This window comes from Pantoea phytobeneficialis (genome assembly GCF_009728735.1).
Classification (GTDB): Bacteria; Pseudomonadota; Gammaproteobacteria; order Enterobacterales; family Enterobacteriaceae; genus Pantoea; species Pantoea phytobeneficialis.
This window is the reverse complement of the sequence record NZ_CP024636.1, coordinates 3511039-3537414: the sequence shown is the minus strand read 5'-3', so window position 1 is coordinate 3537414 and position 26376 is coordinate 3511039. Positions and strand designations below refer to the sequence as shown.

Below are 26376 nucleotides of genomic sequence, written 5' to 3'. Positions count from 1 at the left end.
TTTCCCGTTGCCGGGCAACAGGCAGAGGTCGAGTTTGTTTTTACTGACATCAATACCGAGATAAATCATAAGACAGCTCCCTTTCACATGAACCATCACGCCATCTTGCCTTGTACATACGAAGTCAGAGCTTCTGGTTACCGTTCAGAGTAGATGCTGGCGTGAAAGGAGAAACGGAGGGCTTTAAGCTACGGCACAAGATCGGGTCTTAAGCGGCGCGACAAGCTGCCTCCGTTTCGTGTAACGGGTAGCTAACCAGTTACAACTTCAAGATACAAGCGGCGCGATTTATCGCGCAGATTTTTCCTGCAACGCGCACGAAATCGCGCCGCTACAACCACTCACGTAGCTGAGAAAGCGTCTCCGCCAGCGCCCCATCGTTATTCAACGGGAAGCTGTGCGCAGGCAAAGGTTCTGCCGCGCGCGTCAGCCGACGCGCGATCTCTGCCTCGCTTTCGCGCCCGCGCTGGCGCAAACGCGCCGCCAGAATCTCGGGTGACACCTGTAACACCAGCGGTAGCAACTGACTGCCGTAGCGCTGTTGCGCCACTGGCAGGTGCAGACGTGAACCGTTAACCAGCACGTTAAGCCCGCGATCCAGCCACTGGTCGATCTCGGTGCCGAGGCCATACCACAGCCCGTGCGCCTGCCAACTCAGGGCGAACAACCCGAGGGCTTCACGTCGCAGGAATTCCGCCTCACTCAACGCCACATGGTTTTCACCGCCCGCATCCGCCGGGCGGGTAATGTAGCGATGGGCGATCACCAGACGTTCTGGCGGCGCTTCACGCAGCGCGTTGAGCAGGCTGTCTTTACCCGAGCCGGATGGCCCGGTCAGCCAGATCAGGCGAGCCATCAGAACACCAACCTGCCCTGTGACCAAACATGACGGATATGCGGGTGGCCGTGATCGGTATGCGCCAGCACCAGGTCGGCTCGCAGCCCTTCGGCGATGATGCCGCGATCGCGCAGGCCAATCGCGCGCGCCGGATTACACGTCACCAGCGCCATCGCCTGTGGCAATTCCAGCGCGTTGCGTTCATCCGCCACTAACCGGAACACCGCATCCAGCAGACTGGCCGGGTAGTAATCGGAGGAGAGAATATCCAGCAGACCGGCACTCGCCAGCTCCCAGGCCGCTACGTTGCCAGAGTGCGACCCGCCACGCACAATATTGGGCGCTCCCATCAGAACCTGCATTCCACAGGCGCGCGAAGCGGCTGCGGCTTCCAGCGTGGTAGGGAACTCAGCAATGGCGCTACCTACCTCATGTGATTCAGCCACATGCGCGGCGGTTGCATCGTCATGACTGGCAATCGGGATACCGCGCGCCCGGCACATGGCGGCAATCGCATTACGGTTCGGTTGTGACCATTCCGCCGCCAGCGCCAGTTGCTCACGCTCAAATTCATCCATCTGCTGGTCATTCAGCTGGTATTTGCCCTGATAATAATCGCGGTACTTCTCCAGTGACGCGTACTGGCGCTGTCCGGGTGAGTGATCCATCAACGACACCAGCGACAGTTCCGGTGTGCTGACCAGCGCCTCAAACAGCGACAGCGTGGTGTGATAAGGCAATTCACAGCGCAGATGCAACTGATGATCAACGCGGTTAAGTCCTTTGCGGTTGCTGTCGCGGATAGCCTCGATCATTTTGTTGAGGTTATCGAGGCGATGCCCGCCGTCACGCACATCACCGACGCCTATCGCATCCAGTACCGTGGTGATGCCGCTGGCAACCATCAGCGCATCATGGCTGCTCATCGCCGAGTGGGCTGGCCAGTCCACTTTCGGGCGCGGAGTAAAGAATTTATCGAGGTTGTCGGTATGCAACTCCACCAGCCCCGGCAGTAAATACGCCTGCTCACCGTCCAGCGCACCGGGTTGCTGACTGTTGCTGTCGCTAAAGCTGGCGATACGGCCATCGCGCATCTCCAGCGATCCAGACACCACTTCCTCTTCCAGCACCAGTCGGACGTTATTGACGATCATGCTTCTGCTCCTGTTTGTACCGGCTGCATGACGTGCAGGCGATCGGCCACGCGTGCGCGCACCGCTTCGTCATGAAAAATACCCACGATGGCCGCGCCACGCGCGCGCGCCTGTTCAATCAGTTCCACCACTGCGGCGCTATTGGCGCTGTCCAGCGAGGCAGTCGGCTCATCCAGCAGCAGCACCGGATAGTCGGCGATAAAGCCACGCGCGATGTTGACGCGTTGCTGCTCCCCGCCGGAAAAGGTGGAAGGTGCCAGCGACCACAAGCGTTGTGGCACGTTAAGACGCGTCAGCAGCTCTTTGGCGCGCTTTTCGCAAAACGCACGTTCCACGCCACGCTCCAGCAGCGGCTGCATGACGATTTCCAGCGTCGGCACCCGTGGGATCACCCGCAAAAACTGGCTGACCCAGCCGACAGTATCACGACGAATGGCAAGGATCTGGCGCGCCGGAGCCTGCGCCATATCGATCCACTCCCCCGCATGTTGCAACCAGATATGGCCGCTGTTGGCCTGATAGTTGCCGTACAGCGCACGCAGCAGCGTGGATTTGCCGCTGCCGGAACGGCCATGCAGCACCACACACTCCCCGGCGCTGACCTCAAGATTGGCATCATGCAGCACCGGTAGCGCCACACCGCTCTGGTTGTGCAGCAAAAAGGTCTTACACAGCTTCTCCACGCGCAGTTGCGTATTCATGGTTGACTCCGCCATTAGTTAAGCACCGAAGAGACCAGCAGTTGGGTATAAGGATGATGCGGATCGTCCAGCACCCGATCGGTGAGGCCGCTCTCCACTACCCTGCCCTGTTTCATCACCAGCATACGATGGGCCAGTAGCCGTGCCACGCCGAGATCGTGGGTGACGATCACCACCGCCAGATTGAGTTCACGCACCAGGGTGCGCAGCAGATCGAGCAGGCGCGCCTGCACCGACACATCCAACCCGCCAGTGGGTTCATCCATGAACACCAGCGTCGGCTGCGTGACCAGGTTGCGAGCAATCTGCAAACGCTGCTGCATTCCGCCAGAAAAGGTGGTCGGCAGGTCGTCAATACGCCCGGCCGGGATCTCCACATCCTGTAACCAACGCATCGCTTCGGCGCGAATGTTGCCGTAATGACGTTGCCCCACCGCCATCAGTCGCTCGCCGATATTGCCCCCCGCCGTCACCTGCGGGCGCAGACCATCCAGCGGATGCTGATGCACCACCCCCCATTCGGTACGCAACAATCGACGTCGCTCGCTTTCGCTTAACTGATAAAGATCGCGATCGCGATAGAGAATGTTGCCCTGCTGCGGTGCCAGACGGGCTGACAGGCTACGCAGCAGCGTGGTTTTACCGGAACCGGATTCGCCCACAATCCCCAGCACCTCGCCGGGATAGAGGGCAAAACTCACTTCTTCAAACCCTTTGCCGGGTGCGTAGAGGTGGGTAAGGTTATTGACCGCAAGCAGCGGCTGTTCACTGTGCATGCTGTTGTTCCTGCTGCTGGTGGCAAAAATCGGTATCGGAGCAGACAAACATGCGCGTACCGGCATCATCCATTACCACTTCATCGAGATAGCTGTGGCGTGAACCGCACAGTGCACAGGGTTGGTCCCATTGCTGCACGCTGAACGGGTGATCGTCGAAGTCGAGGCTTTCTACTTTGGTATACGGCGGCAGCGCATAGATGCGTTTCTCACGCCCGGCACCAAACAGTTGCAGTGCCGGCATCATATGCATTTTCGGGTTGTCGAATTTGGGGATCGGTGACGGGTCCATCACATAGCGATCGTTGACCTTCACCGGGTAGGCGTAGGTGGTGGCGATATGGCCGTAGCGGGCGATATCCTCATACAGTTTCACCTGCATGATGCCGTACTCCTCCAGCGCGTGCATGGTACGGGTTTCGGTTTCACGCGGTTCGATAAAGCGCAACGGTTCCGGGATCGGCACCTGGAAAATCAGGATTTGATCTTCCTCTAAGGGCGTTTCCGGGATGCGGTGACGCGTCTGGATCAGGGTGGCATCATGGGTGCGCTCAGTGGTGGTTGCACCGCTGACGCGCTGGAAGAAGCGACGGATCGACACCGCGTTGGTGGTATCGTCGGCCCCCTGGTCAATCACCTTCAGTACATCCTGATCGCCGATAATGCTGGCGGTGATCTGGATACCACCGGTGCCCCAGCCATAGGGCATCGGCATTTCACGTCCGGCAAACGGCACCTGATAACCCGGGATCGCCACCGCCTTCAGGATGGCGCGGCGGATGGTGCGTTTGGTCTGCTCATCCAGATAACCGTTGTTATAGCCGCTCAGTTCACTCATCTTTCTGCTCCTGATGCTGTTGGCGCAGCCGCTTGAGCAACTCCAGCTCCGCCTGGAAATCGACGTAGTGCGGCAACTTCAGATGCGAAACAAAACCTGCGGCTTCCACGTTGTCGGCATGCGCCAGCACAAACTCTTCGTCCTGTGCCGGGCTGGTGATACGTTCCTGGTATTCATCGCTTTGCAGCGCACGATCGACCAGCGCCATCGCCATCGCCTTGCGCTCGGCACGGCCAAACACCAGACCGTAGCCGCGGGTGAAATGCGGTGCGCTGTCGCCCTGGGTGGTAAAACCGTTGACCATCTCACACTCGGTCAGCAGGATTTCACCGATCTCAATCTCGAAACCGAGTTCTTCCGGGCAGATGGACACGCTGAGATAGCCGGTGCGGATCTCGCCGGCAAACGGATGGTTGCGGCCATAGCCCCGTTGGGTCGAATAGCCGAGCGCCAGCAGGAAGCCTTCGTCACCGCGAACCAACTGTTGCAGACGCGCCGCACGCGAAGCCGGAAACGTCGGTGGCTCACGGGTGATATCGCACGGCTCACTGCCGTCGTCCTCTTCGTGGGCCGCCAGCCCTTCTGCCGTCATCATGCTGAACATATGCGGGCAGTGCTGGGCCAGCGCCTGGTCGTCACGCGGTGCCGCTGGCGTTACGCCGTTCGCCAGCAGGGTAAAATCCAGCAGACGGTGGCTGTAGTCATAGGTGGGGCCAAGCACCTGGCCACCCGGCAGATCTTTGTACACCGCCGAGATGCGCCGTTCGATGCGCATCGCGTCAGTATTCAGCGCCAGACTGTCGGCAAGGCGTGGCAGCGTGGTGCGGTAAGCACGCAGCAGAAAAATCGCTTCCACCAAGTCGCCGCTGGCCTGTTTGATCGCCAGTGCCGCCAGTGGGGGATCGTAGATTCCGCCCTCGGTCATCACGCGGTCCACCGCCAGACCAAGTTGTGCGGCCAGTTGGTCACAATGCAGCTCCGCCAGTGAGCGATCGCCGCGACGCAGATCGGCCTGAAGCTGATGGGCGCTGGCTATCGCCTTTTCGCCCCCTTTCACTGCGACGTACATCAGCACACCTCCACGTCGGTGGTACGCGGCAGTGCCATCATCGCTTCGCCACAGGTGAAGATCAGATCGACACCCTGCGGGAACGGATGTGGACGTTCGCGCAGGTAATGCAGAATCGCCTCCGGCAATTGCGGTGCAATGGCGCGGGTTTCGCGTAGGCCGGGGCCGGAGAGTCGCAGGGTCAGGCCGCCGTTCAGTGCCGGGACTTCCACAATCAAGGTGGTGCTTTTTTCCGGTGACAGGTTATCACCGGCCGCAAAGTACGCCGGATCGGGGTTGGCGCTGGCATGGGTCAGAGCAAACGGCGCATCGCGCTCGCTGACAATCGGCACGCCGGTATGAAAACGCAGATTGTTGCGCAGCAGTTCGTTATCCATCGCGCCATCCAGCCACAATGCGCTTTCCTGGTCGACCAGCGTCAGCAGCACCGCGGTGGCCGCCGGGGAGAGATCGCCCCAGCCCTGTGCCAGTGGCAACGCCACCATCACGCCCGGCTCGCTCATCGCTTTCAAAATTCGGCGGAAGGCACGCTGCGCGTCAGCCACCGGATGGTTAAAACTTGCCAGTAATGTCATCAGTTATCTCCGCGAACCAGCGTAAAGAAATCCACTTTGGAGCTGGCGATTTCGCGTGCGCGCAGCTGGCGCTGCTCCTCACGCAGGGCCGCCAGCGGGGCAATCACTTTTTCTGCAATCAGCGCCTGGGTTTCCGGCTGCTGCAATAAGGCATCAATTAACGCGCAGCGCTCGGCATGCGCTTTGTCGCGTCCCAGCACATAGCTGAATCCCAGGGTGCCGTCGTGCAGCTTTACCACCGCGCGCGTCACCGTGGCATCACCCATTACGAAGCGTTTGCCGCTGCCGCCCATACGTGCCTGCAAACGCGTCAGGCCAGTTTCCGCCGGGCGCACGCATTCAAAACGCGGGGCGAGGCGCAGCGGCTGCCAGTGGGCTTCCAGCACGCTGGCATCGCTGTGAGCCAGCACGGAGAGCCAGTTCTGGCGGGCTGTTGGTTGTTTCATTAGTGCTCCAGAGTCAGTTCAATCATGTCGCCGCGCGTCAGGCTGACGGAGTATTCCGCCACCTGCCCGTCGCTGTTTTTGTTCAGGGTGCGCACGCATAACACCGGCGACTGCAAGGCAATCTCCAGTTGCTGACACTCCTTCGCCTGCGCCCGGCGGGTGCTGATACGGGTTTGTGAACGGGTCAGTTGCAACCCGAGATGCTGTTGCAGATAGTCATGCAGCGATCCGCTGTGGAACTGCTGTAACGCAGGCCACCAGCGCAGTTCGGACAGAAAGTGGTTAATAACGCAGACCGGCACGCCATTGACGCGGCGCAGGGTACGCAGATGAATGACGTCATCGCCTTCATTGACGCCCAGTGCGGTCGCCACATCGTGGCTGGCCGGACGCAGCACCGCCAGCAGACGCTCGCTGGTGGGATGGCTGCCCTGCTCCAGCAGGTTCTGGCTGAAGCGCGCCTGGGCGTGTAACGGGTAGTCGTAAGGCCGCATCAGCACCAGGATGCCGACGCCATGCCGCCGTTGCAGCAGCCCTTTGTTTACCAGTTCGTCCACCGCACGACGCAGGGTGTGGCGATTAACGGCATAATGTGCAGCCAGCTGTTGTTCAGAAGGCAAGTAATCGCCACAGCGATATTGTTGCTGCAACGCCTGCTCCAGTTGGGCGGCGACTGCCTGATATACAGTGGTCGGATGTCTGGATATCTCCATCACCATCAATACCTCGCTCGCGAGTGTTGAGGAAACGCAGCAGAGGCGCTGCGGGATGGCGACTACCTTGACCCAGACAAATGACAATGCCGTGACGGCTCAGTGACGTGCTGATGAATTTGCTTTTGGACAGCAGGAAATGACTACAATGGCGGGGATTTTAATAAAAAAATTTTAACTGTTTCCTTTGTGACGACGCTCAACTATTTTTTTCCTTTTTCACAACATTAACACTTCCCTTGCGCAATGCAGCTTTTCAGACTTCTGCTAAGTTAAATCATGATCCCTCCTTGTTACGCGACTTTAAAAATGATTAATACAATCAAACTGTCCGATGGTTTTCGGCGCAATTTTGTGCGTGAAGTGATTTTGCCGTTAGCGGCGATTCTGTTGCTGACCTTTGCCGGTGCGGGAGCGGGCCTGTTCTGGGGCACCCGGCTGACCAATAACGAAGCGCAAGAACAGCAGCAACGCATGATTGAGGCCTCATTCGAACAAAGCCTGGCGGAACATCTACGCCAGCTACGTAGCCTGACACGCTGGGCCCCCTTAGCCAGTCAGCTGGATTTATCCCAACCTGACCAAAGCTGGCTGGATGAAAATGTCGGCAGTTGGTTATATGAAATGTTCGACCACGAACTGGTGTTGGTGCTGGGCCGCGATAACCAACTGATTGAGGTATGGCGTAACGGCCAACGGGTGCCAGACCGCCATGTTGAACCGCAGGTGCAGGCGATGCTGGACACGACGCTGGTACAAGCCAGCACCACGGATCGCGCCGATTTTGTCCGTATTGGTGATCGTGCCGCTTCGCTGGCGGTGGGGGAAATCAGCGGCGATACCCGCCAGCCGGGGCGCTATCGCTTGATCAGCGTAAAATATCTCGATGACCACTATCTGCACGGACTGGCGAATCGCAGCCAGCTACGGCAATTACATTTCAGCGGTGACACATCGCTGCCCAATGACAAGGCGCATTATCTCCTGAGTTCGCAGCAAGGCGACCCGGTGGGATATATCAGTTGGGAACCTGACCGCCCTGGCGCACAGATGTTGCGCACCATCGGCCCCTCGACCCTGCTGTCGGTGGTGATGATCACCCTGGTGTGCCTGTTTATGGTGCGGCGAATCTGGACGTCATCGCTCAGTCTGTCGCAGTCGCTGTTGAAGTTAGGTGCCAGCGAAGCCCAGGCGCAGCACCTGGCGTTTCACGATGTACTGACCGGCCTGCCCAACCGTTCGATGGTGGAGGATCGTCTTTCCCAGGCGTTGGCGTTTGCGGCACGCTATGACCATCGTGTGGCATTGTTGCTGATTGATCTGGATCGCTTCAAAACCATCAATGATACCTATGGTCACCACGCAGGGGACGATCTGATTATTCAGGTGGGCCATCGCCTGACCAGTATCGTGCGCGCCAGCGATACCGTGGGCCGCATTGGCGGCGACGAATTTATTATCGTGATGCCAGACGTTGAGAATATTGGTCAGGTGCAGTCGCTGGCAAAACGCATTATCAGCGCGCTCAGCGAGCCTTATCAGCTATTTGGCAGCGAGGCGTGGATTGGTGCCAGCATCGGTCTGGCGTTGGCCCCCAAAGATGGACTGGACCGCCAGGAGTTGATGCGCAAAGCCGATATTGCCCTGTATGAAGCGAAAAATAGTGGGCGCGGTCAGTTTCGCCAGTTTGAACGCGTGATGGATGAGTCGCTGCGCACCCGCCAGCAAATTGCCGCCGACCTGCGTCAGGCGCTGCTGCATTTTGATGGGCTGGCGGTGTGGTATCAACCGTTGATGGAGATCAGCGGTCAGCGCGTTGATGGTGTCGAAGCGTTGTTGCGCTGGCAACACCCGGAACGCGGCGAAGTGCCGCCAGGCGAGTTTATCGCCATTGCCGAAGAAACCGGGCTGATTATCCCGTTGGGGGAATGGGTGTTGCGCGAGGCCTGCAAAACCTCGTTGCGCCTGCCGCAGTTGATTGTGGCGGTAAATGTGTCGCCGGTTCAGTTTCGCGCCAGCGGTTTTGTCGAGCGCATGATTGAAATTGTGCAATCTGAAGGGGCCGATCCACAACGCCTCGAGCTGGAAATTACCGAAGGGGTGCTGATTGAGGATGAACATGAAGCGCGCAATAACATCATCGCCTTGCGCAACGCCGGTTTTCGCATTGCGCTGGATGATTTCGGCACCGGCTATTCCAGCCTCAATTATCTGAGTACCTTCCCGGTCGACAAAATTAAAATCGATCGTTCATTCACCCAATCGTTAGGGGTGGCGCAGAATTCGGCAGCGATCATTGAATCGGTGGTACGGCTCGGGCATGCCATGGGACTGATGGTCACCGCCGAAGGGGTCGAAACGGAAGGCCAGATGAGCGCCCTCGCCGACGCCGGCTGCAATCAGTTGCAGGGATATTTGTTCAGCCAGGCGGTGCCGTTTGAGGAGCTGGAAAGGATGGTTTAAGACCAACAAAACTTTGCGCGATACATCACAAAACATCGCGCGATAAATCGCGCCGCTACGGGGGAAGGCATGGTTCTGTAGCGACGCGATTTATCGCGCAGCTGTTCCTCAAATTTTCTGGAATCTGTTACGCAATATTCCGGTATAAAAATGTCTTATCGCTTTATTTCTGACAGCATGCTCCGGCAACAAGGGGATTAATATGCCGCGCAGAAAAAACCTGAGATTACCGCATTATGACTACACAACGTCGGGTGCCTATTTTATTACGCTGGTAACCCGTTTACGCGCACCGCTCTTTGGTTATATCGATCAAAATAAGGTGATATGCAACAATGTTGGAAAAATTGCCGTCCAGGAATGGTTTTTTTTACCCTCTCGTGTCGCTGGATTAACGTTGGATAGCTTTATTCTGATGCCAAATCATCTACATGGTGTTTTATGGTTGGGGGAAAACATCACCTTTTCGCTGCCTCGTATTATTGGATTATACAAAGCGGGTGTATCCCGGCGTTGTGAGCAGAAAATCTGGCAATTTAATTTCTTCGAGCGGGTGATTCGTGATGAGCAGGAATTATATAATGTGCGGCAATATATTGAGCAGAATCCGATGAGTTGGGAGCTGGACCGTTACTATCAAAACATTGCGCGATAAATCGCGCCGCTACGGTTATGCGCAGGATCTGTAGCGGCGCGATTTATCGCGCGTTTTTACCTCACCGCAATTTATCGCGCATTATTTCCTTATTGCGGAAAATCCGTATCAATCGACGTCTGTTTCCACGCTTCAATCTGCGCCAGCCGCTCTTTTAATTTATTGGTCACTGCGTCATAACCCCAGGCCCCCATGACCAGATGGCGCGGAGGGTTAGCGTTTTCGGTGATGGCAATCATCGCGCTGGCGGCGCGAGCCGGGTCACCCGCCTGGGTGCCGCTGTATGCAGAGGTGGCTTTCATTCGTGCGGCTGCGGTTTCGGCGTATTCCGGCAGCTTACCTGGCGTTTGATGCAGCGAACGCCCTGCCCAGTCGGTACGGAACGGTCCGGGTTCCACGCAGGTGACGTGGATGCCGAGGGGAGCGGTTTCCAGTGCTAACGAATCGGACCAGCCTTCCACCGCATGTTTGCTGGCGGAGTAATAACCCGAGCTGGCAAAACCAATAAATCCGGCCACCGAGGTGATGTTGATAATATGGCCGCTGCGCGCTTTGCGCATCGCTGGCAGCACAGCGCGTGTCAGGGCGAACAGGCCGAATACGTTGGCATCGAACTGGGCGCGGATTTCCTGCTCCTCGCCCTCTTCCACCGAACTTTGGTAACCATAACCGGCATTATTCACCAGCACATCGATGCTGCCGAAGGTTGCCAGCGCTTTGTCTACCGCCGCATCAATGCTTGCCTGCTGCGTCACATCCAGCGCGACCGCCAGCGCGTTGCTGTGGCCCTCGACCAAATCCTGCACTTTAGCCGGATCGCGCGCGGTCACCACGGTGTTGAATCCACGCGCAATCGCCTGCTGCGCCAGTTCCCGACCAAAGCCTGTGGAGCAGCCGGAGATAAACCATACCGGAAGTTTTGCTGTTGCCATGCTGAGACTCTCCTGAAATGATCCAGGCCCGATGGCAATGCCAGCGGGCAAAGAGACTAAGTCTGGCAGGAAACCCGTAACGGTTTTAGCGCGATGTGCCTCATTAAACGTTCATTGCCGGATAGCGCTGGCGCAAATCCGCAAAGATGGCGTGCATCTGCGCTGCCGTGTCCGTGTCACCTCCGGCCGCTACCGCCCTGAACACCTGCTGTTTGAGAAAATGACGCCAGCCAACTGGCGCTGCCGCCAAAAACGTGGTCAGCAGTTGATAACGTTCCGGCGTCCACAGCGCTTCAAAGGCGTTACGCGCTGCACCATGATCAAAGTGTTCGCTGGCCTGCTGGCGCATTTCACTGCGTAGCCGCGCGGTGGCTGCCTGATCAATCTGGTCATTGACGATCACCACACCATAGTCGGCACGGGCGGCCTCGTGACTGACAAAGCCACAGCGTACATCGCCCAGCACCGCCTGTTCATCACGTTGCACCGGCAGGCCATAACCTCCAGCCCCCGGCCCACGCACTTCAACAATGTCGCCCGGTTGGCACCGAATCACATCGGTATTGCCATGCTCGATCACCTCGCCGTCACGCAGGGTGCGGAAATGAGACAGACCGCCAGGCTGCCCGCCCAACACCCCAGCCGAGGCAAATACAGAACGGTTACGGTTACGCGCAGTGACCAGCGTATCCGGTGCGAAAATCTCGAACACCATCTCGGTCGCCAGTCCGCCGCGATAACGCCCGGCACCGGCGCTGTCTGCCGTCAGACCGTAGCGGTGGAAGTGGATTGGCACCTCGGCTTCGTTGATCTCAATCGGCGTATTTTTCAGAAAGGCGGATAAACCGCCGGAACCATCCGGGCCATCATGCCGCGGCGTGCCGCCCGCGCCACCACCGACCGGCCCGAGTGACGCCACGACGCTCCGATTGACAGCATCGCTGGTGCGGATATTCATGATCGAGTTACCGCCCGGCGAGTTGGCAGGCAGGCGATCCGGGATGGCCTGCGAGAACACGCCAATGGTGGCGATTTGCGACAGCGCACAGGTCAGCGATCGCATACCGACCGCCGCGGGCGCTTCACAGTTCATCACCGTGCCCGGCGGCAGAATGGCGCGCGTCGGACGCAGCGTTCCGGCATTCAGCAGCAGGTTACGGTCCAGTGTCGAGAGCACATAAGTGACGCCGACCAACGCCAGCGGATGACGCTCACGTCCCCCGGTAGGCATATTTAACGAAGAGGCCAACTGCGGATCGCTACCGGTGTAATCCAGCTCCAGCGTCTCTCCCTGCACGCGCAGGGTGATCGCCACGCGGCACGGATAGCCCCCGTCACCATCTTCATCGGCAAAGTCAGCATAGAAATATTCGCCGTCAGGAATGGTAGCGATAATGCTGCGCGCCTGGCGTTCGGCGTAATCGAGAATCCCTTCGATGCCCTGAAGAAAATCTTCAACGCCAAAACGGGCAATGATCTCATGGATTTTGCGTTCACCCACGTTGACCGAAGCGAGTTGCGCTTTGAAATCACCCCAGTTTTGGTCCGGCACGCGCACGTTAAGGCGCATAATGCGCGCCACTTCTTCATTCAGTTCGCCATTGCGCACGATTTTCAGCGGCGGAATGCGGATGCCTTCCTGCACGATATCCGTCAGGGAACGCGACAGCGACGCGGGCACCGCCCCGCCGACATCGGTGTTATGGATATGCCCGACGACAAAGCAGACGATTTCCCCCTGATGAAATACCGGCTTCCAGATATGGATATCCGGTGAGTGGGTCGCCACGTTACCGGCATACGAATCGTTGGTGATGCAGATATCCCCCTCGTCGTAGTGGTCGATCAGCGCCAGCACCGGGCCGTAGTCAATGCCGCTGTACCAGGGCGCACCGAAACTGCGCGGCGAGGCAAACGCCATGCCATCGCGGCTAACGATCTGACAGGAGAAATCTTCCGTCTCTTTCACGAAGGTGGAGTGCGCGGTGCGCATCAGGGTAAACGCCATCGCATCGGCCGCTGCGGCGCAGTAGTTAGCGAGGATTTGCAGGTTACGTCCGTCAATCGCCATCTTAGTTGCTCTCCAGCGGGGTAATCAGTAAGTTGCCAAATTCATCCACCCGCACCGCCATCTGCGGCGGCACGCAGGTGGTGCAGTCGTCCTGGGCAATAATCACCGGGCCGGAAAGCTGATGTCCCGCGCCCAGGCTGGCACGCAGCACCACATCGACCTGATGCGGTGCACCATCGATCCAGGCACTAACTTGCTTCGCCACCGCAACCGGCCCCTGCGCCGCTGCCAGACGATTAAGCGTGGGTTTCAGCGTCGGTGACGCAATCACCAGCCGCAGGTTGATGACCTGCACCGGGGCACTGGCATCGCAATGACCAAACAACTGCTGATGCTGGCGATCAAAGGCCTCATGCAGCGCATTAACGTTGGCCTCCGTCAGCCAGGACGCCTCCAGTGCCACTTCAATTTCGAACGACTGGCCGCGATAACGCATATCCGCGCTGTAGTGCAGGGTAAACGGCATACCCTCGCCGTGCTGCTCAGTGAGCCAACCGCGTGCGCGCTGGCTCAGCGCCTCGGCCTCAGTGGCCAGTTTATCTGCCAGCGTGCTGTCCAGTTCGCTATACAGCGTGCGGATAAAGTCGTTACGGATATCCGCCACCAGCCCACCCAGCGCCGACAACACGCCAGGCGTCGGCGGCACGATCACCCCTTTCATATTCAATTCGCGAGCAAGGAAGCAGCCCATCATCGGGCCAGCCCCGCCAAACGCGAGGAACCAGAATTCACGCGGATCAAGACCAAAACGCGACAGCAAACCGCTGGTATCGCTGTACATGCTGGAGATCGCCAGTTCGATGGCGGTTTCCGCCGTCTCCTCCACGGAAATATCGAGCTTATCTGCCAGCGGCTGCCAGGCTGCACGCGCCGCCGCGACATCGACTTTCACCGCGTTATAGCCCAAATCACCGTGGCCGATCATGCCGCAGGCGGCAAAGGCATCGGTGGCAGTCGGTTGCGTACCGCCCCGCTGGAAACACACCGGTCCCGGCAGTGAACCGGCGCTGTCCGGTCCCATTTGCATCACGCCCTGATTATCGATCCACGCCAGCGAACCGCCGCCCTGTCCCACGGACGTCACCGCCACGGACGGGATGTAGATGGGAAAATCACCGATAATTTCGCCGTTACCCTGCGCCACCTGGCCGTCGATAATCACCGCCACATCCGCGCTGGTGCCGCCGATATCCAGACTGAGAATTTTGTCAAAACCGCAAGCGCTGGCGAGGAAGCTGGCACCGATCACCCCGGAGGCGGTACCGGACAGCACCATCTGCACGCATTCGCTTTTCGCCTGCTCCACCCCCATCACCCCACCGTTGGATTTGGTGATGCGCGGTGGCGGCAGCACCCCCATCGTCTTCAGCGCACGCTCAAAGGATTCGAGGTAGTTGATCACCATCGGCTGCACATAGGCATTGATAGTGGCGGTGATGGTGCGTTCATACTCGCGGATAATTGGCCAGATATCGGCTGAGCAGGAGGTCAGCAGTTCCGGCGCCTGTTCATTGATAATGGCTTTGACGGCGGCTTCATTGTGGCGATTGCGATAGCTGTGCAGTAACGCCACCACAATCCCCTGGCAACCCGCCGCTTTTGCACCAGCAATGGCCTCCAGCACGCTCTGGCGATCCACTGCCTGCACCATCTCGCCGTGGCGATCGGTGCGTTCTTTGATAGCAAACACCCGGTCACGGGAAATCAGTGGGGCGGGTCGCCGCGAGAACAGATCATGAATGTGCGGAATCTTCAGGCGTGCCAGTTCCAGCACATCGCAAAAACCTGCTGTGGCAAACAGCGCCAGTTTGACCCCACGCCGCTGGATCACCGCGTTGATGCCCACCGTGGTGCCATGCGTGAAGTATTCGATGTGCTGCGGCGCGATACCATCACGCTGCTCCAGTTGCGCCAACCCGGTAAGAATCTCACTGCCGGGCTGATCTGGCCTTGAGAGAACTTTTAAAGTGTGGATCTGATTGGTTTGCTCATTCAGCACGGCAAAATCAGTAAAGGAACCGCCAATATCTACGCCAACACGGTACATGGTTTTTATCCGTTATCAGGAGAGAGGAAATTCCATCAGCTTGTGCGGGTCCTGCACTACGCGCCAGCCAAGGCGCTGATACAGCTGATGGGCATCATTGGTTGAGAGCATCCAGCGGTGCACGGTTTGCAATTCCGGGTGCTCCCGCACGCAGGTTGCCAGCCAACTGCCCAGGCCGTGACCACGCCAGTTTTCATCGATGATCACATCACACAGCCAGCCAAAACGGGTGTAGTCGGTGATCAGCCGGGCGAAACCGATTTGCTGGTTCTGCTGATACAAACCAAAGGGCAGCGATCCGTTGATTGCGCGCTCGGTTTTCGCGCGCGGCTGACCTTTGGCCCAGTAAGAACGCTCGGCCAGTTGATAATGAATCCAGTCAACATCCAGGCGCTGACGTTCGGTGGAGATGATGAAGTCATCGCGCTGCCACAGGTGATCGGCAAGGTTCAAGGCGGTCATGGCAACTCCTTGTAAAGGGATAAATTGAGTGTAAGGGCGTACGGGCAAGCGTAGCGGCTGAAGCGGGAGCCGGAACAGCTAAGATAAAGGGAATTTTGTGCGGTGGGGAAATTTTATGCTGTGGGGGGCAGCGGTCTGGCTCCGAGAGGGTTCCGCCCACCCCCACCGCCTGCGAGCCCCGTGTTCTCTTAATTGCGCGATAAATCGCGCCGCTACAAATGGCCGCACGTTACCCGTAGCGGCGCGATTTATCGCGCAGACAGCAATAATTAAATCACCAAAAAACACAAGTCATGCAGCGGCGGGTGGGGCGCCATCCGGACTCGCTGAGTGAATGAATGCTGCCAGGATGAGCCGCATGGATGCGGCGAAAGGCGGCGTTGAGTGGTAGCGGCGCGATTTATCGCGCAAAAATGAGGCTGGCGCGAGGCCCGGGATTGCAAAGGGTGCGGCCAGGCACCCTTTGCTCGGTCGCCGCACCGGCGAGCTGAAACTACATCAGCCCAAGGCGAACGAAACCGGCACGGAAAACAAAACCAGCACGGTGAACGAAATCACACCCCAAACTCCACCGAATTCTGCTTCGCAATCAACGACCTCAACGGCACGCTGCTTTTCATAATCGGTGATTTAATCACGATATAACTGAAGTACTTATCGATGCCGATTTGCGCATCCAGCATCTTCTCAATCACTTCCTGGTAATGTTCAATGCTGCGGGTAATAAACCGCAGCAAATAGTCATAACCGCCGGTAATCAGGTGGCACTCCATCAACTCGTCCACATCACGCACGGCGTTTTCAAACTTCATAAAATCCTCGCGGCGGTGACCAGACAGCGTGACTTCGGTAAATACCGTCACGGAGTCGGTAATTTTGGTGAGGTTGATGTGTGCTTCATAACCGGTGATAAAACCAGCCTGCTCCAGACGTTTCACCCGTTGCAGGCAAGGGCTGGGTGAAAGTCCAACGGCGTCGGCCAGATTGACGTTGCTGATACGGCCATCTTTTTGTAGTTGCACCAGGATATTAATATCGATGCGGTCGAGTTTCATTAAGCCGTTCATAGCACCCCTCATTGTTGACCAACCGTGCAGGTTATCCCGATGGTATATCACGCTTTAATGTGGCTGCGCCAGCACTGACGCACGCCACGTTTTTCGGGGAACCTGTTAATAATTCCAGCAATATCAATGAGGAAGCCGAATTTACCCGAGTCGGCCACTGGCGCGGGCCAGCGCGATATCAAAGATATGCAACGCTTCTTCCAGCTGAGAATCGGTGGTGACCAGCGGAGCCAGGAAGCGGATGGTGCTGCGGTGCAGACCACATTTAATCAACAGCAATCCTTCCTGACAGGCGCAATCCAGAATCTTTTGCGTCATCGCCGCATCAGGACGTTTGGTCTCAAAATCGATGATTTCCACCGCCTGCATAAAGCCCACGCCACGGACATCACCAATACAGGCGTATTTTTCCGCCAGCTGATGCAGGTGCGCATTGAGTTTCTCGCCCAGTTGATTACTGCGCGCCAGCAGGTTGTCGTGTTCCATCAGATCGAGCACCGCTAACGCCGCCGCACAGCCCAGCGCATTACCGCCATAGGTGCCGCCCAGCCCGCCAGGTAATGGCGCATCCATGATCGCTGCTTTCCCTACCACACCGGAAATCGGCAAGCCGCCGCCGAGGCTTTTCGCCACGGTTACCAGGTCCGGAGTAATCTCCGAATGCTGGAAAGCGAACATTTTGCCGGTACGCCCAAAGCCGGTCTGCACTTCATCACAAATCAGCAGAATGCCGTGTTTTTCAGTAACGCGGCGCAGCGCCTGCATAAAGTTGGCACCCGCTGGCAGGAAGCCGCCATCGCCCTGAACCGGTTCGATGATAATCGCCGCCACACGTTCCGGCGCAATCTGCACCGCAAACAGTTGGTCCAGCGCTTGCAGACAATCGTCATCACTTACGCCGTAAAACGCGTTCGGGAACGGCAGGCGATACACCTCGCCAGGGAAAGGACCGAAATTCTGTTTGTAGGGCTGGCTCATGCCCGTCAGGGTACAACCCAGCAAGGTACGGCCATGAAACGCGCCATCAAAAGCGATGATGCCGGAGCGCTGAGTATGCGCACGGGCGATCTTCACCGCATTTTCTACCGCTTCTGCACCGCTGGTGAAAAACACGCTCTTAAACGGCTGGCCATTGCCCACCAGTTGATTCAGGCGCTGCGCCAGTTCGATATACCCCGGATACGCCACCACCTGGAAACAGGCGTGCGAAACCAGACCGAGCTGTTTGGTAACCGCATTTACCACCGCCGGATGGTTATGGCCAACGTTCAGTACGCCGATACCACCAACGAAATCGAGGTAACGATTCCCCTCAACGTCCCATACTTCGCTACCTTTAGCCCGCTCGATCACCAGCGGATGTGCGGTGACCACGCCACGCGGCACATGCTGCTCACGCGCATCCAGTAACAGGCTGTTATCGGAATATGTTTGCTGTTCCGCCATGACATTCTGCATTTTTAACCCTCATCCACGTAACGTTCTGTTGGCTCAAGTATCGCAACCCGTTGGTTTCTCACGCTGCCGTAATTGCCGGGGCAGCGGCATTTACTGTCAAAATCGTCTGCCATTCAGCAGGGAAATTCTGTACGCAGCGCGTGGCGGGCAATGGCGGTCAACGCCTGAATACCCTGCGGGATCAGTGCATCATTAAAGTCGTAGGCTGAATGGTGCAGCGGCTGGCTCGGCGCGGAGCCAATCCACAGATACGCACCCGGTTTTGCCTGCAACATAAAGGCGAAATCTTCCGAGGTGAGCGCCGGTTGTCTGGCTTCACTCGCCGTCATTCCAGCCTGCTGTACCGCAGTCAGTGCCAGCTGCGCTTCAGGCGCGCTGTTCACGGTGGCCGGGTAATAACGCAGGTAGTTGACCTCGGCATGCAAACCGTGCGCGGCGCTGACGTGCTGCGCCATTGCGCGCAACCGGCTTTCGATAATGTCCTGCGCCGCCGGGCTGAAGGTACGGACGGTGCCGGTGATGCTGGCTTCCGCCGGGATCATGTTGTGCGAGAAACCGCCCTGCATCCGCGTCACGCTAAGTAGCGCCGGTTCACAGGGGTCCAGTGCGCGCGCCACCAAAGTGTTGAGCGCCACCACCAGCTCGCTGGCCGCCAACAGGGTGTCGCGCGTCAGGTGCGGCTGCGCAGCATGGCCGCCGCCCCCTTGCACGGTGATATCAAAACGATCCGCCGCCGCCATAATCGGCCCCGGACGGGTTTGCACCTCACCCAGCGGCAGTTCCGGCCAGTTGTGCAGCGCATAGACCGCATCACAGGGAAAACGGCTGAACAGACCGTCATCGATCATCGCTTTCGCCCCTGCCAGCCCCTCTTCCGCCGGCTGGAAGATAAACACCAGCGTGCCGTCGAAATCGCCCTGTTGCGCCAGTTGCATGGCGGCACCCAGAAGCATCACCGTATGTCCATCGTGACCACAGGCATGGCAGATACCATCATGGGTGCTTTTCCACGGCTGGCTGCCGTTGTCCTGCATAGGTAGCGCATCCATATCGGCACGCAGGCCAATCACCCGCGATCCCGATCCACGTTTCAGCACCCCTACCACGCCGGTGCCGCCAAGTCCGCGATGCACCTCAATGCCCTGCTCCGTGAGAACCCGCGCCACGATGTCGCTGGTGCGGGTTTCTTTGTATCCCAGCTCGGGATGGGCGTGCAGATCCCGTCGCAGTGCGACTAATTGTTCCAGTTGCATCTCAGTATCCCCGGTTGCGATCGATCACGCCGACCATCGGTTCGCCGCGTTGATAGCGACGCAGATTTTCCACCAGTGCCGCCACAGCGCTGTCGCTTTGCGTCTGGCTGGCGATATGCGGTGTCAGCCAGATAGCCGGGTGGTGCCAGAACGGATGCCCGGCTGGCAGCGGTTCGGGATCGGTTACGTCAATCACCGCCGCGCTGAGCTGGCCACTCGCCAGCGCCGCCAGCAGATGATCGTCGTTAAGTTGCGGCCCGCGCCCAACCTGCACCAATGCGGCTCCTGATGGCAGTTGCGCGAAAAGTTCGGCGTTCAGAAGTCCACGGGTGGTGTCAGTAAGCGGGAGCAGACACACCAGAATGTCGCTCCAGGCGAGGAACTCCGCCAGTTGCTCGCTGCCGTGCCAGCAGCGCACGCCGTCGATGTCACGCGGTGTACGGCTCCAGCCCGCGCAATTGAAGCCAAGCGAAACCAGTTGTTTTAGCGATGCCTGGCCCAGTTCTCCCAGCCCCATCACCCCGACGCGGCGTTCGCCCGCGGTATAGATGCGATGGGTTTGCCACAGCTGTTCACGCTGCTGCTGGAAATAACGCGGCATGTCACGATGCAACCCCAACACGGCAAAGGTAACGTACTCCACCATGCCCTGGGTCAGGCCGGGTTCGATCATCCTCACTACCGGGAGTTCCGGCGGCAGTTTGCTGAGGTCAAACTGGTCTGCCCCTGCGCCAACCGACATCAACGCTTTCAGGTTGGGAAAGGTCGCCATGACATCGTCTGGCGGCTGCCAGGCCACCAACACCTCGACCTGCTCAGCGTCATCAATGTCCGGCCAGATATGTAGCTGAATATCTGGCGCATGTTGCGCCAGCCAGCGTTGCCAGTGCGCACCGCGCACCGGATCGGATTTGTAGGCGATATGCATCAGGCCATCGCCTGGGTCATCAACCCGAACGCCTGCATGCCACCGACCTGCGGTGACCACGGCGTTCCCCGAATCATGGTGGTTGGCGCATCGACCTGCGCCAGTCCCAGTGTCTCCAGCCAGGCAGCCAGCGGTTGTGCGCCGTCGGTATCGATACGCACAAACTCACCGTTTAACCCCTGCATCAGCGCCGATACCAGCGCCTGTGCTACCGGCAGGTTGAGCGCAATCACCGGGCCAATCGCCCAGCCATGTCCAAAGCGGCGCAGGCTGGCAAAACCATGAATACGTTGTTGCGCATCCTGCAAGATCACCGTTTGACTGTCGGCAATCAGGGTTGCAATCATCCTGGGACGCCACATGCCATGCGCCTGCTGGTCCAGTTCGGTCAGCACGCTGGCATCGGCAGCGGTGGCGTTACGCAGCGTCAGCCCGGTTGGGATAGTCACGGTCGGCACAGTCGTCAGCGCACGCGTCTGGTGCTGCTGGATATGGCCGGTGACGTTAAAACCCAGTTTGGCGTACAACCCTTTACCCATTTCAGTGGCATGCAGCCGCACATTGTAGCCGGGGAATTTTTCCAGCAACGCCAGCATCAGCTGCTTGCCAACGCCACGTCCCTGGAACTGGTCGTTAACGATCACCAGCCCGATAGTGGCGGCCTGCTCACCCCAACGCCAGCCAATGGCGCTGCCAAGGTAAGCGCCGTGTTCTTCGGCCACCACGCCCTCACCCAACGTCACCGCCTGCAACCAATCCTCACGGCGGTGCGGCCACTTGAGGTGTTGCGTCATGGCAAAACCCTGTTCGATGTCGTCTGCCGTCATCGCGCGTAATGTGATACTCATGCTGTGCTCCTTACATCATGCCTGGCGCGTCAAGGCCGCTGCCATCAACCAGACGGGAATAGCGATAAGGGGTCGGATCGACCACCGGCGTCGTATCCGTGGCGAGATCGGCCGCCAGCCGACCGGCCCCCGGACCGATACCAAAACCGTGTGCACTGTAGCCCGCCGACAGCACCAGCCCCGGCAGTTTCGCCACGGTGGAGATCACCGGAATCGCATCCGGCGTGCTGTCGATCATGCCGCCCCAGGCCTGCGCCAGTTTCAGGTTGGCGAGTGCCGGATACTCTTTGCGCATCGCCGCCAGTCCTTCCTGTACCAGGCTGGCATCCGCTGCCGGGTCAAGAATTCGCACCCGCTCAAACGGTGACTGGCGATCGAATTCCCAGCCGCCCAGCGCTTCCGGGCCAGTCAGGAACGGTTTGAAGCTCAAACTGAATTTAAGGTTTTTACGGCGACTTTTGAAGGTCGGATAGAACTGGCGGGCATAGCGAATGCCCTGCGCGCCGGGTTCCAGACGACCACGTCCCGACACCGATACCGTGTAGCTGCCATCAATTTGCGGACGACAGGCAAAGCCGGGGGTATACAGCGGCATGGCGATGGCTTGTTCAATCGGCTGAGTTCGGAAAGCGGTGCCGATCACGTTGCCAAGCGGCAGGTCGATACCGTGGCGGCGGCAGAACATTGAGGTCCAGGCACCGGCGGCACAAATCACCCGGCTGGTTTTGATCAAACCACGCTCGGTCCAGACACCGCTCACCACACCACCGGCAATATCCAGCCCGCGCACCGCGCACTGCTGGAACACCAGCGCACCAAGTCGCTGGGCACCGATGACCAGACCGGCAGACGCCAGACGCGGCTCGGCATGGCCGTCGGTCGGCGATGAAACGCCGCCCAGCCAGTGGGTGGTGCTGCCCGGAGTCATCGCTTTGGCCTGTTCGGCGCTGAGCATATCGCTGCGCACGCCGTACTGTTTCGCCATCTGGCCCCATTTTTCCCAGGCGGCGATATCGTCTTCGTTGCGCGTGGCATACACCAGGCCGCTGCGGCGAAAGCCCAGCTCCTCACCGGTTTCCGCATTGAGTTCACCCCAGCGTTGCAGCGCATAGATGATCAGCGGCAGCTCGCGCTCGTCACGGTTCTGCTGGCGGCACCAGCCCCAGTTACGGCTCGACTGCTCGGCACCGACCAGCCCTTTTTCCACTAACACCACGTTTAAACCCTGCTTTGCCAGCTCCCAGGTGGCGGCTGAACCGGCGATACCGGCACCGATCACCACCACATCGGCAGACTCAGGGAAATTTGCACTGTCCTGTACATAGCGAATCGGCGCAGGCATAACTTAACGACCTCTTTTGGTTTGGGTTGGTGAGCGTTTTCCCTCACCCTAACCCTCTCCCGCAAGCGGGAGAGGGAACTGATCGAGCAAGCAATCTCTCCCGCAAGCGGGAGAGGGAACAGATCGAGCATATGGCACATCTCCCTCTCCCTTATGGGAGAGAGCCGGGGTGAGGGTCACAGCCCGCACCTGCCCAGAGGGCCGGGGTGAGGGTCACAGACCGCACCTGCCCAGAAGGCCGGGGTGAGGGTCACAGCCCGCACCTACTCCGCCTTCAATACCTCTTCATGCTCATCCAGCCAGCCCTGACGCAGCTCGGGAACGGCGCGTTTCAGGCGTTCGAAATACAACTCGCTGGTCGGCAAGGCATAATCTGCTCGTGCAATTTGGGTGATAATGCGGCCACTTTTCATCACCACGATATCGTCGCAAACTGCGCGTACCGCGTGCATGTCATGGCTGATAAACAGTACCGACAATCCCAGCTCGCGTCGCAGCTCGCTGATCAGATCCAGCACGGCGGCGGCCACCACGGTATCGAGTGCGGAAGTCACTTCATCGCACAAAATCAGATCCGGCTCGGCAGCCAGCGCACGCGCCAGGTTAACGCGCTGCTTCTGCCCGCCTGATAACGCCCACGGACGTCGCCACAACACGCTGCGCGGCAGCTTGACCAGATCAAGCAGCTGATGCAGCCGCTGTTCGCGCGCCGCGCCGCTCAGGCCGTGAAACAACGCTAACGGTCGTGACAGGATGCGTTCGACGCTGTGCGCCGGATTAAGTGCGGTGTCAGCCATCTGGAAGACGTATTGAATACGGCGCAGCTCGTTATCAGGCCGTTTGTGCATATCGCCGTTGATGTAATGGCCGTTAAACAGGATATGTCCCTGGCTCGGGGCATTCAGCCCGGCAATGGCGTGCGCCAGCGTGGTTTTACCGGAACCGGATTCCCCAATGATGCCGATCGCCTGCCCTTTCCACAGCTTCAGGTTGATATCTTCAAGGATGCGGATTTTCGGCTGACCGTCTTTGTCGCGCGGACCATAACCGGCGCAGAGATCGCGCACTTCCAGCAGCGGTTGCATCTCTGCGGTAGCGCAGCTCCAGTTACTGGGACGCTCGCTCTGACGCGCCGCATTCATCAACAACTGGGTGTATTCCGCCTGTGGCGCGCCAATCAGCCGTTCGGTGGTGCCGTACTCCGCCATTTTGCCCTGTAACAGCACCAGAATACGGTCGGCCATTTGCGCCACCACCGCCAGATCGTGACTGACGTAAATGGCAGTCACGCCACGCTGGGCCACCACGCGGCGAAACGCTTTCAGCACTTCGACCTGGGTGGTCACATCCAGTGCGGTGGTCGGTTCGTCGAGGATCACCACATCTGGATCGCCAATCAACGCCATCGCCGTCATCAGACGTTGCAATTGACCGCCGGATACCTGATGCGGGAACCGATCGCCGATGGTTTCCGGGTTCGGCAACGCCAGTTCGCGAAACAGCGCTATCGCCTTCTCCTTCGCCGCTTTGCGTTTCATGGTGCCGTGGATCACCACCGGTTCAATCACCTGGTCAAGAATACGCATACCTGGGTTAAACGACGCCGCCGCACTCTGGGCGATATAAGCCACTTTGTTACCGCGAAATTCACGCAGTTGCCCCGGTGACAGGCTGCGTACATCGGTGCCAGCAACATGGATCATGCCGTCAGCAATGCGGCAGCCGTGGCGAGCATAACCCATCAGCGCCATAGCGATGGTGGTTTTGCCGGAGCCGGACTCACCAATCAGTGCCAGCACTTCCCCTTTCTGCACGGTAAAACGCACATCAGAAACCAGATCAATCTCTTCACCTTTGTCGGTCTGCGCGGTGACGCGCAGATTCTCAACGGCAATCACAGGCATGGCGGTATGGGGTGTCACGTTCATGCTCCCTCCTTCGCAAGGGTCAGTGGACGCATCGCTTGCAGGCTGTCGATAAACAGGTTGGCACCGATGGTCAGGCTGGCGATGGCGACCGCAGGCATCAGTACCGCCGGTGATCCATCAAACAAGCCCTGAATGTTTTCGCGTACCAGCGTGCCCCAGTCGGCATATGGTGGCTGAACGCCGAGGCCGAGAAAGCTCAGGCCGCTCAACAGCAACACGATATAGACGAACCGCAGACCGAAGTCGGTGAGCATCGGATGCACCATATTGGGCAGGATGTCGTGGATTGCGATATACCAGCGGCTTTCGCCCCGCAGCTTCGACGCACGCACGTAATCCATATTGCGCAGGCTGCTCGCCATAGCGAAGGCAATACGGAAGGCACCCGGCCAGTAGGTGAAGATGGCGGTGAGAATCAGCATCGGCAATGAGGAACCGAACACCGCAACGATCATCAGCGACAGCACTTTGCCCGGTAGTACCAGCAGTGCATCGTTGACACGTCCCAGCACTTCCTCCAGCCAACGTCCGGTTACCGCGGCCAGTAGCGCCAGCAGGGTGCCAATCAGGCTGGCCCCAAGCGCGGCGGTCAGCGCCAGACCGATAGAGAACTTCGCACCGTACAGAATGCGGCTGAGGATATCGCGCCCGAGATAGTCGGTGCCGAGCCAGTTATCCGCGGTCATACCGCCGAGCATCGGGCCACCACCAATATCTTCAACGCTGTGCGGTGCCAGTTGGGTGCCGAATATCGCCATAAACACCCAGAACAGCGAGATCAGCAGGCCGAAGCGGCCAGAGATCGTTAGCGACTGAAAAAAGCGCCAGGGAAGTAGCAAGCTATTCATCAGCTCCTCCATTTCGGGTTAAAGGCGATGGTCAGGATGTCAGCCGCCAGCAACAACAGCAGGTAACAGGCAGCGAACAGCATCACGCAGAACTGCACCACCGGCAGGTCGCGGTTGCTCACCGCATCGACCAGCGCACTGGCAAGGCCGGGATAGCTGAAAATGGTTTCGATAATGATCACGCCGCCAAACAGATACGACAGGCTGAGTGAGATGGAGTTAGCAATCGGTCCGACAGCATTCGGCAGCGCGTGGCGCAGTACCGCCCGCAACGGCGAGACCCCCTTCAGGCGCGCCATCTCCAGATACGGGCTGTCGAGCTGGTTGATGATGGCGGCGCGTGTCATGCGTGCCATCTGCGCCACCAGCACGCAGCACAGCGTCAACACCGGCAAGGCATAGGATTTCAGGTAGCTGAGCAGATCCATATTCGGACTGCCGAACGACATCGCCGACACCCAATGCAATTTGACGGCAAAAATCAGCACCGCCACGGTGGCGACGAGAAATTCCGGCACCGCCACGGTCGCCATCGTGCTGACCACCAGGAAGCGGTCAATCAACGAACCCCGGTTCATCGCTGCGGCGATACCAATCACCAGCGCCAGCGGCACACAGATCAGGGTGGTGATCGCCGCCAGTTCAAAGGTGGCCGGAATACGTTGCGCCACCAACTGCGCTACCGGTAAATGGCTGGCGAAAGAGATGCCAAAGTCACCATGCAGCATCCCGCCCAGCCAGCTGAAATAACGCACCAGCAGCGGCTGATCCAGCCCCAACTGCTGGCGTAACGCCGCCACCGTTTCCGGTGTGGCGTTTTGCCCCAGAATCATCTGCGCCGCGTCACCGGGCAGCAGGCTGGTGATAAAAAACACCACCGCCGAGACGATAAGCAAGGTCAGGATGCCCGCGCCTGCGCGGCGGGCAATCAGGAACATCATGTATCGGTTCATCGGCGTGCTCC

At 58.7% G+C, this 26376-nt stretch carries 24 protein-coding genes; 2 read left to right on the top strand and 22 right to left on the bottom strand.

The window, feature by feature from the left end; all coding sequences use genetic code 11:
* Nucleotides 1-331: 331 nt before the first annotated feature.
* Genes phnN through phnF form a run of 9 tightly spaced genes read right to left on the bottom strand, consistent with a single transcriptional unit; the run spans nucleotide 332 to nucleotide 7110 of the window.
* Nucleotides 332-856, bottom strand: a complete 525-nt coding sequence (gene phnN / locus CTZ24_RS16300; protein ID WP_208724079.1) for a ribose 1,5-bisphosphokinase — start codon at nucleotides 854-856, stop codon at nucleotides 332-334.
* Entirely contained in the window at nucleotides 856-1992 is a 1137-nt protein-coding gene (gene phnM / locus CTZ24_RS16295; RefSeq protein WP_208724078.1) for an alpha-D-ribose 1-methylphosphonate 5-triphosphate diphosphatase, read from the bottom strand. The genes phnN and phnM overlap by 1 nt, the downstream gene beginning before the upstream one ends.
* Nucleotides 1989-2693, bottom strand: a complete 705-nt coding sequence (gene phnL, locus CTZ24_RS16290; RefSeq protein WP_244633994.1) for a phosphonate C-P lyase system protein PhnL — start codon at nucleotides 2691-2693, stop codon at nucleotides 1989-1991. The genes phnM and phnL overlap by 4 nt, the downstream gene beginning before the upstream one ends.
* A gap of 14 nt (nucleotides 2694-2707) precedes the next feature.
* Nucleotides 2708-3469, bottom strand: coding sequence for a phosphonate C-P lyase system protein PhnK (gene phnK, locus CTZ24_RS16285; RefSeq protein ID WP_208724076.1), 762 nt, complete (start codon nucleotides 3467-3469; stop codon nucleotides 2708-2710).
* A complete protein-coding gene (locus CTZ24_RS16280) occupies nucleotides 3459-4307 on the bottom strand; it encodes an alpha-D-ribose 1-methylphosphonate 5-phosphate C-P-lyase PhnJ (RefSeq protein WP_208724075.1) in 849 nt (282 codons plus the stop codon). The genes phnK and CTZ24_RS16280 overlap by 11 nt, the downstream gene beginning before the upstream one ends.
* The gene (locus CTZ24_RS16275; RefSeq protein WP_208724074.1) at nucleotides 4300-5376 is read right to left on the bottom strand and encodes a carbon-phosphorus lyase complex subunit; all 1077 of its coding nucleotides are present in this window, start codon (nucleotides 5374-5376) and stop codon (nucleotides 4300-4302) included. The genes CTZ24_RS16280 and CTZ24_RS16275 overlap by 8 nt, the downstream gene beginning before the upstream one ends.
* Nucleotides 5376-5951: a phosphonate C-P lyase system protein PhnH gene (phnH, locus tag CTZ24_RS16270; protein ID WP_208724073.1), complete on the bottom strand. Its 576-nt coding sequence runs from the start codon at nucleotides 5949-5951 to the stop codon at nucleotides 5376-5378. The genes CTZ24_RS16275 and phnH overlap by 1 nt, the downstream gene beginning before the upstream one ends.
* Complete coding sequence (gene phnG, locus CTZ24_RS16265; RefSeq protein ID WP_021182795.1) at nucleotides 5951-6397, bottom strand: phosphonate C-P lyase system protein PhnG; 447 nt, start codon at nucleotides 6395-6397, stop codon at nucleotides 5951-5953. The genes phnH and phnG overlap by 1 nt, the downstream gene beginning before the upstream one ends.
* Entirely contained in the window at nucleotides 6397-7110 is a 714-nt protein-coding gene (gene phnF, locus CTZ24_RS16260) for a phosphonate metabolism transcriptional regulator PhnF (protein WP_208724072.1), read from the bottom strand. The genes phnG and phnF overlap by 1 nt, the downstream gene beginning before the upstream one ends.
* A 309-nt stretch (nucleotides 7111-7419) precedes the next feature.
* Between phnF and CTZ24_RS16255 the strand changes: the two genes are divergently transcribed.
* Complete coding sequence (locus CTZ24_RS16255) at nucleotides 7420-9573, top strand: putative bifunctional diguanylate cyclase/phosphodiesterase (protein WP_021182793.1); 2154 nt, start codon at nucleotides 7420-7422, stop codon at nucleotides 9571-9573.
* A gap of 202 nt (nucleotides 9574-9775) precedes the next feature.
* Nucleotides 9776-10228, top strand: a complete 453-nt coding sequence (locus CTZ24_RS16250; protein WP_208724071.1) for a transposase — start codon at nucleotides 9776-9778, stop codon at nucleotides 10226-10228.
* An 89-nt stretch (nucleotides 10229-10317) separates the two neighbouring features.
* On the opposite strand, the gene CTZ24_RS16245 is transcribed toward CTZ24_RS16250, so the two are convergent.
* The 13 genes from CTZ24_RS16245 to CTZ24_RS16185 form a co-directional block, all read right to left on the bottom strand.
* Nucleotides 10318-11160 (bottom strand): oxidoreductase, encoded by an 843-nt coding sequence (locus CTZ24_RS16245; RefSeq protein WP_208724070.1) that lies wholly within the window; start codon nucleotides 11158-11160, stop codon nucleotides 10318-10320.
* Between the two features lie 103 nt (nucleotides 11161-11263).
* On the bottom strand, nucleotides 11264-13231 hold the full coding sequence (locus tag CTZ24_RS16240) for a hydantoinase B/oxoprolinase family protein (protein WP_208724069.1): 1968 nt from the start codon (nucleotides 13229-13231) through the stop codon (nucleotides 11264-11266).
* 1 nt (nucleotide 13232) lies between these two features.
* Nucleotides 13233-15278 (bottom strand): hydantoinase/oxoprolinase family protein, encoded by a 2046-nt coding sequence (locus CTZ24_RS16235; protein WP_208724068.1) that lies wholly within the window; start codon nucleotides 15276-15278, stop codon nucleotides 13233-13235.
* Nucleotides 15279-15293: 15 nt separating this feature from the next.
* The gene (locus CTZ24_RS16230) at nucleotides 15294-15740 is read right to left on the bottom strand and encodes a GNAT family N-acetyltransferase (protein ID WP_021182787.1); all 447 of its coding nucleotides are present in this window, start codon (nucleotides 15738-15740) and stop codon (nucleotides 15294-15296) included.
* A gap of 554 nt (nucleotides 15741-16294) precedes the next feature.
* On the bottom strand, nucleotides 16295-16807 hold the full coding sequence (locus CTZ24_RS16225) for an Lrp/AsnC family transcriptional regulator (RefSeq protein WP_021182786.1): 513 nt from the start codon (nucleotides 16805-16807) through the stop codon (nucleotides 16295-16297).
* Between the two features lie 141 nt (nucleotides 16808-16948).
* Nucleotides 16949-18265: a 4-aminobutyrate--2-oxoglutarate transaminase gene (gene gabT, locus CTZ24_RS16220; protein WP_208724067.1), complete on the bottom strand. Its 1317-nt coding sequence runs from the start codon at nucleotides 18263-18265 to the stop codon at nucleotides 16949-16951.
* 113 nt (nucleotides 18266-18378) lie between these two features.
* Complete coding sequence (locus tag CTZ24_RS16215) at nucleotides 18379-19512, bottom strand: M20 aminoacylase family protein (RefSeq protein WP_208725576.1); 1134 nt, start codon at nucleotides 19510-19512, stop codon at nucleotides 18379-18381.
* Nucleotides 19513-19519: 7 nt separating this feature from the next.
* A complete protein-coding gene (locus CTZ24_RS16210) occupies nucleotides 19520-20446 on the bottom strand; it encodes a 2-hydroxyacid dehydrogenase (protein WP_208724066.1) in 927 nt (308 codons plus the stop codon).
* Nucleotides 20446-21294 carry a GNAT family N-acetyltransferase gene (locus CTZ24_RS16205; RefSeq protein WP_021182783.1) on the bottom strand — a complete coding sequence of 283 codons (849 nt, stop codon included), beginning with the start codon at nucleotides 21292-21294 and terminating at the stop codon, nucleotides 20446-20448. Before CTZ24_RS16205 ends, CTZ24_RS16210 begins: the two co-directional genes overlap by 1 nt.
* Before the next feature lie 10 nt (nucleotides 21295-21304).
* The gene (locus tag CTZ24_RS16200) at nucleotides 21305-22636 is read right to left on the bottom strand and encodes an NAD(P)/FAD-dependent oxidoreductase (RefSeq protein WP_021182782.1); all 1332 of its coding nucleotides are present in this window, start codon (nucleotides 22634-22636) and stop codon (nucleotides 21305-21307) included.
* Nucleotides 22637-22899: 263 nt separating this feature from the next.
* Nucleotides 22900-24564, bottom strand: a complete 1665-nt coding sequence (locus CTZ24_RS16195) for an ABC transporter ATP-binding protein (protein WP_208724065.1) — start codon at nucleotides 24562-24564, stop codon at nucleotides 22900-22902.
* Nucleotides 24561-25412 (bottom strand): ABC transporter permease, encoded by an 852-nt coding sequence (locus CTZ24_RS16190; protein ID WP_021182780.1) that lies wholly within the window; start codon nucleotides 25410-25412, stop codon nucleotides 24561-24563. The genes CTZ24_RS16195 and CTZ24_RS16190 overlap by 4 nt, the downstream gene beginning before the upstream one ends.
* Nucleotides 25412-26365, bottom strand: coding sequence for an ABC transporter permease (locus tag CTZ24_RS16185; protein ID WP_013509639.1), 954 nt, complete (start codon nucleotides 26363-26365; stop codon nucleotides 25412-25414). The genes CTZ24_RS16190 and CTZ24_RS16185 overlap by 1 nt, the downstream gene beginning before the upstream one ends.
* Nucleotides 26366-26376: the final 11 nt, after the last annotated feature.

What these genes read in the sequence shown, in the direction of transcription:
- phnN (WP_208724079.1), bottom strand. Translation starts at nt 856, where the DNA reads ATGGCTCGCCTGATCTGGCTGACCGGGCCATCCGGCTCGGGTAAAGAC.
- phnM (WP_208724078.1), bottom strand. Translation starts at nt 1,992, where the DNA reads ATGATCGTCAATAACGTCCGACTGGTGCTGGAAGAGGAAGTGGTGTCT.
- phnL (WP_244633994.1), bottom strand. Translation starts at nt 2,693, where the DNA reads ATGAATACGCAACTGCGCGTGGAGAAGCTGTGTAAGACCTTTTTGCTG.
- phnK (WP_208724076.1), bottom strand. Translation starts at nt 3,469, where the DNA reads ATGCACAGTGAACAGCCGCTGCTTGCGGTCAATAACCTTACCCACCTC.
- CTZ24_RS16280 (WP_208724075.1), bottom strand. Translation starts at nt 4,307, where the DNA reads ATGAGTGAACTGAGCGGCTATAACAACGGTTATCTGGATGAGCAGACC.
- CTZ24_RS16275 (WP_208724074.1), bottom strand. Translation starts at nt 5,376, where the DNA reads ATGTACGTCGCAGTGAAAGGGGGCGAAAAGGCGATAGCCAGCGCCCAT.
- phnH (WP_208724073.1), bottom strand. Translation starts at nt 5,951, where the DNA reads ATGACATTACTGGCAAGTTTTAACCATCCGGTGGCTGACGCGCAGCGT.
- phnG (WP_021182795.1), bottom strand. Translation starts at nt 6,397, where the DNA reads ATGAAACAACCAACAGCCCGCCAGAACTGGCTCTCCGTGCTGGCTCAC.
- phnF (WP_208724072.1), bottom strand. Translation starts at nt 7,110, where the DNA reads ATGGAGATATCCAGACATCCGACCACTGTATATCAGGCAGTCGCCGCC.
- CTZ24_RS16255 (WP_021182793.1), top strand. Translation starts at nt 7,420, where the DNA reads ATGATTAATACAATCAAACTGTCCGATGGTTTTCGGCGCAATTTTGTG.
- CTZ24_RS16250 (WP_208724071.1), top strand. Translation starts at nt 9,776, where the DNA reads ATGCCGCGCAGAAAAAACCTGAGATTACCGCATTATGACTACACAACG.
- CTZ24_RS16245 (WP_208724070.1), bottom strand. Translation starts at nt 11,160, where the DNA reads ATGGCAACAGCAAAACTTCCGGTATGGTTTATCTCCGGCTGCTCCACA.
- CTZ24_RS16240 (WP_208724069.1), bottom strand. Translation starts at nt 13,231, where the DNA reads ATGGCGATTGACGGACGTAACCTGCAAATCCTCGCTAACTACTGCGCC.
- CTZ24_RS16235 (WP_208724068.1), bottom strand. Translation starts at nt 15,278, where the DNA reads ATGTACCGTGTTGGCGTAGATATTGGCGGTTCCTTTACTGATTTTGCC.
- CTZ24_RS16230 (WP_021182787.1), bottom strand. Translation starts at nt 15,740, where the DNA reads ATGACCGCCTTGAACCTTGCCGATCACCTGTGGCAGCGCGATGACTTC.
- CTZ24_RS16225 (WP_021182786.1), bottom strand. Translation starts at nt 16,807, where the DNA reads ATGAACGGCTTAATGAAACTCGACCGCATCGATATTAATATCCTGGTG.
- gabT (WP_208724067.1), bottom strand. Translation starts at nt 18,265, where the DNA reads ATGCAGAATGTCATGGCGGAACAGCAAACATATTCCGATAACAGCCTG.
- CTZ24_RS16210 (WP_208724066.1), bottom strand. Translation starts at nt 20,446, where the DNA reads ATGCATATCGCCTACAAATCCGATCCGGTGCGCGGTGCGCACTGGCAA.
- CTZ24_RS16205 (WP_021182783.1), bottom strand. Translation starts at nt 21,294, where the DNA reads ATGAGTATCACATTACGCGCGATGACGGCAGACGACATCGAACAGGGT.
- CTZ24_RS16200 (WP_021182782.1), bottom strand. Translation starts at nt 22,636, where the DNA reads ATGCCTGCGCCGATTCGCTATGTACAGGACAGTGCAAATTTCCCTGAG.
- CTZ24_RS16195 (WP_208724065.1), bottom strand. Translation starts at nt 24,564, where the DNA reads ATGAACGTGACACCCCATACCGCCATGCCTGTGATTGCCGTTGAGAAT.
- CTZ24_RS16190 (WP_021182780.1), bottom strand. Translation starts at nt 25,412, where the DNA reads ATGAATAGCTTGCTACTTCCCTGGCGCTTTTTTCAGTCGCTAACGATC.
- CTZ24_RS16185 (WP_013509639.1), bottom strand. Translation starts at nt 26,365, where the DNA reads ATGAACCGATACATGATGTTCCTGATTGCCCGCCGCGCAGGCGCGGGC.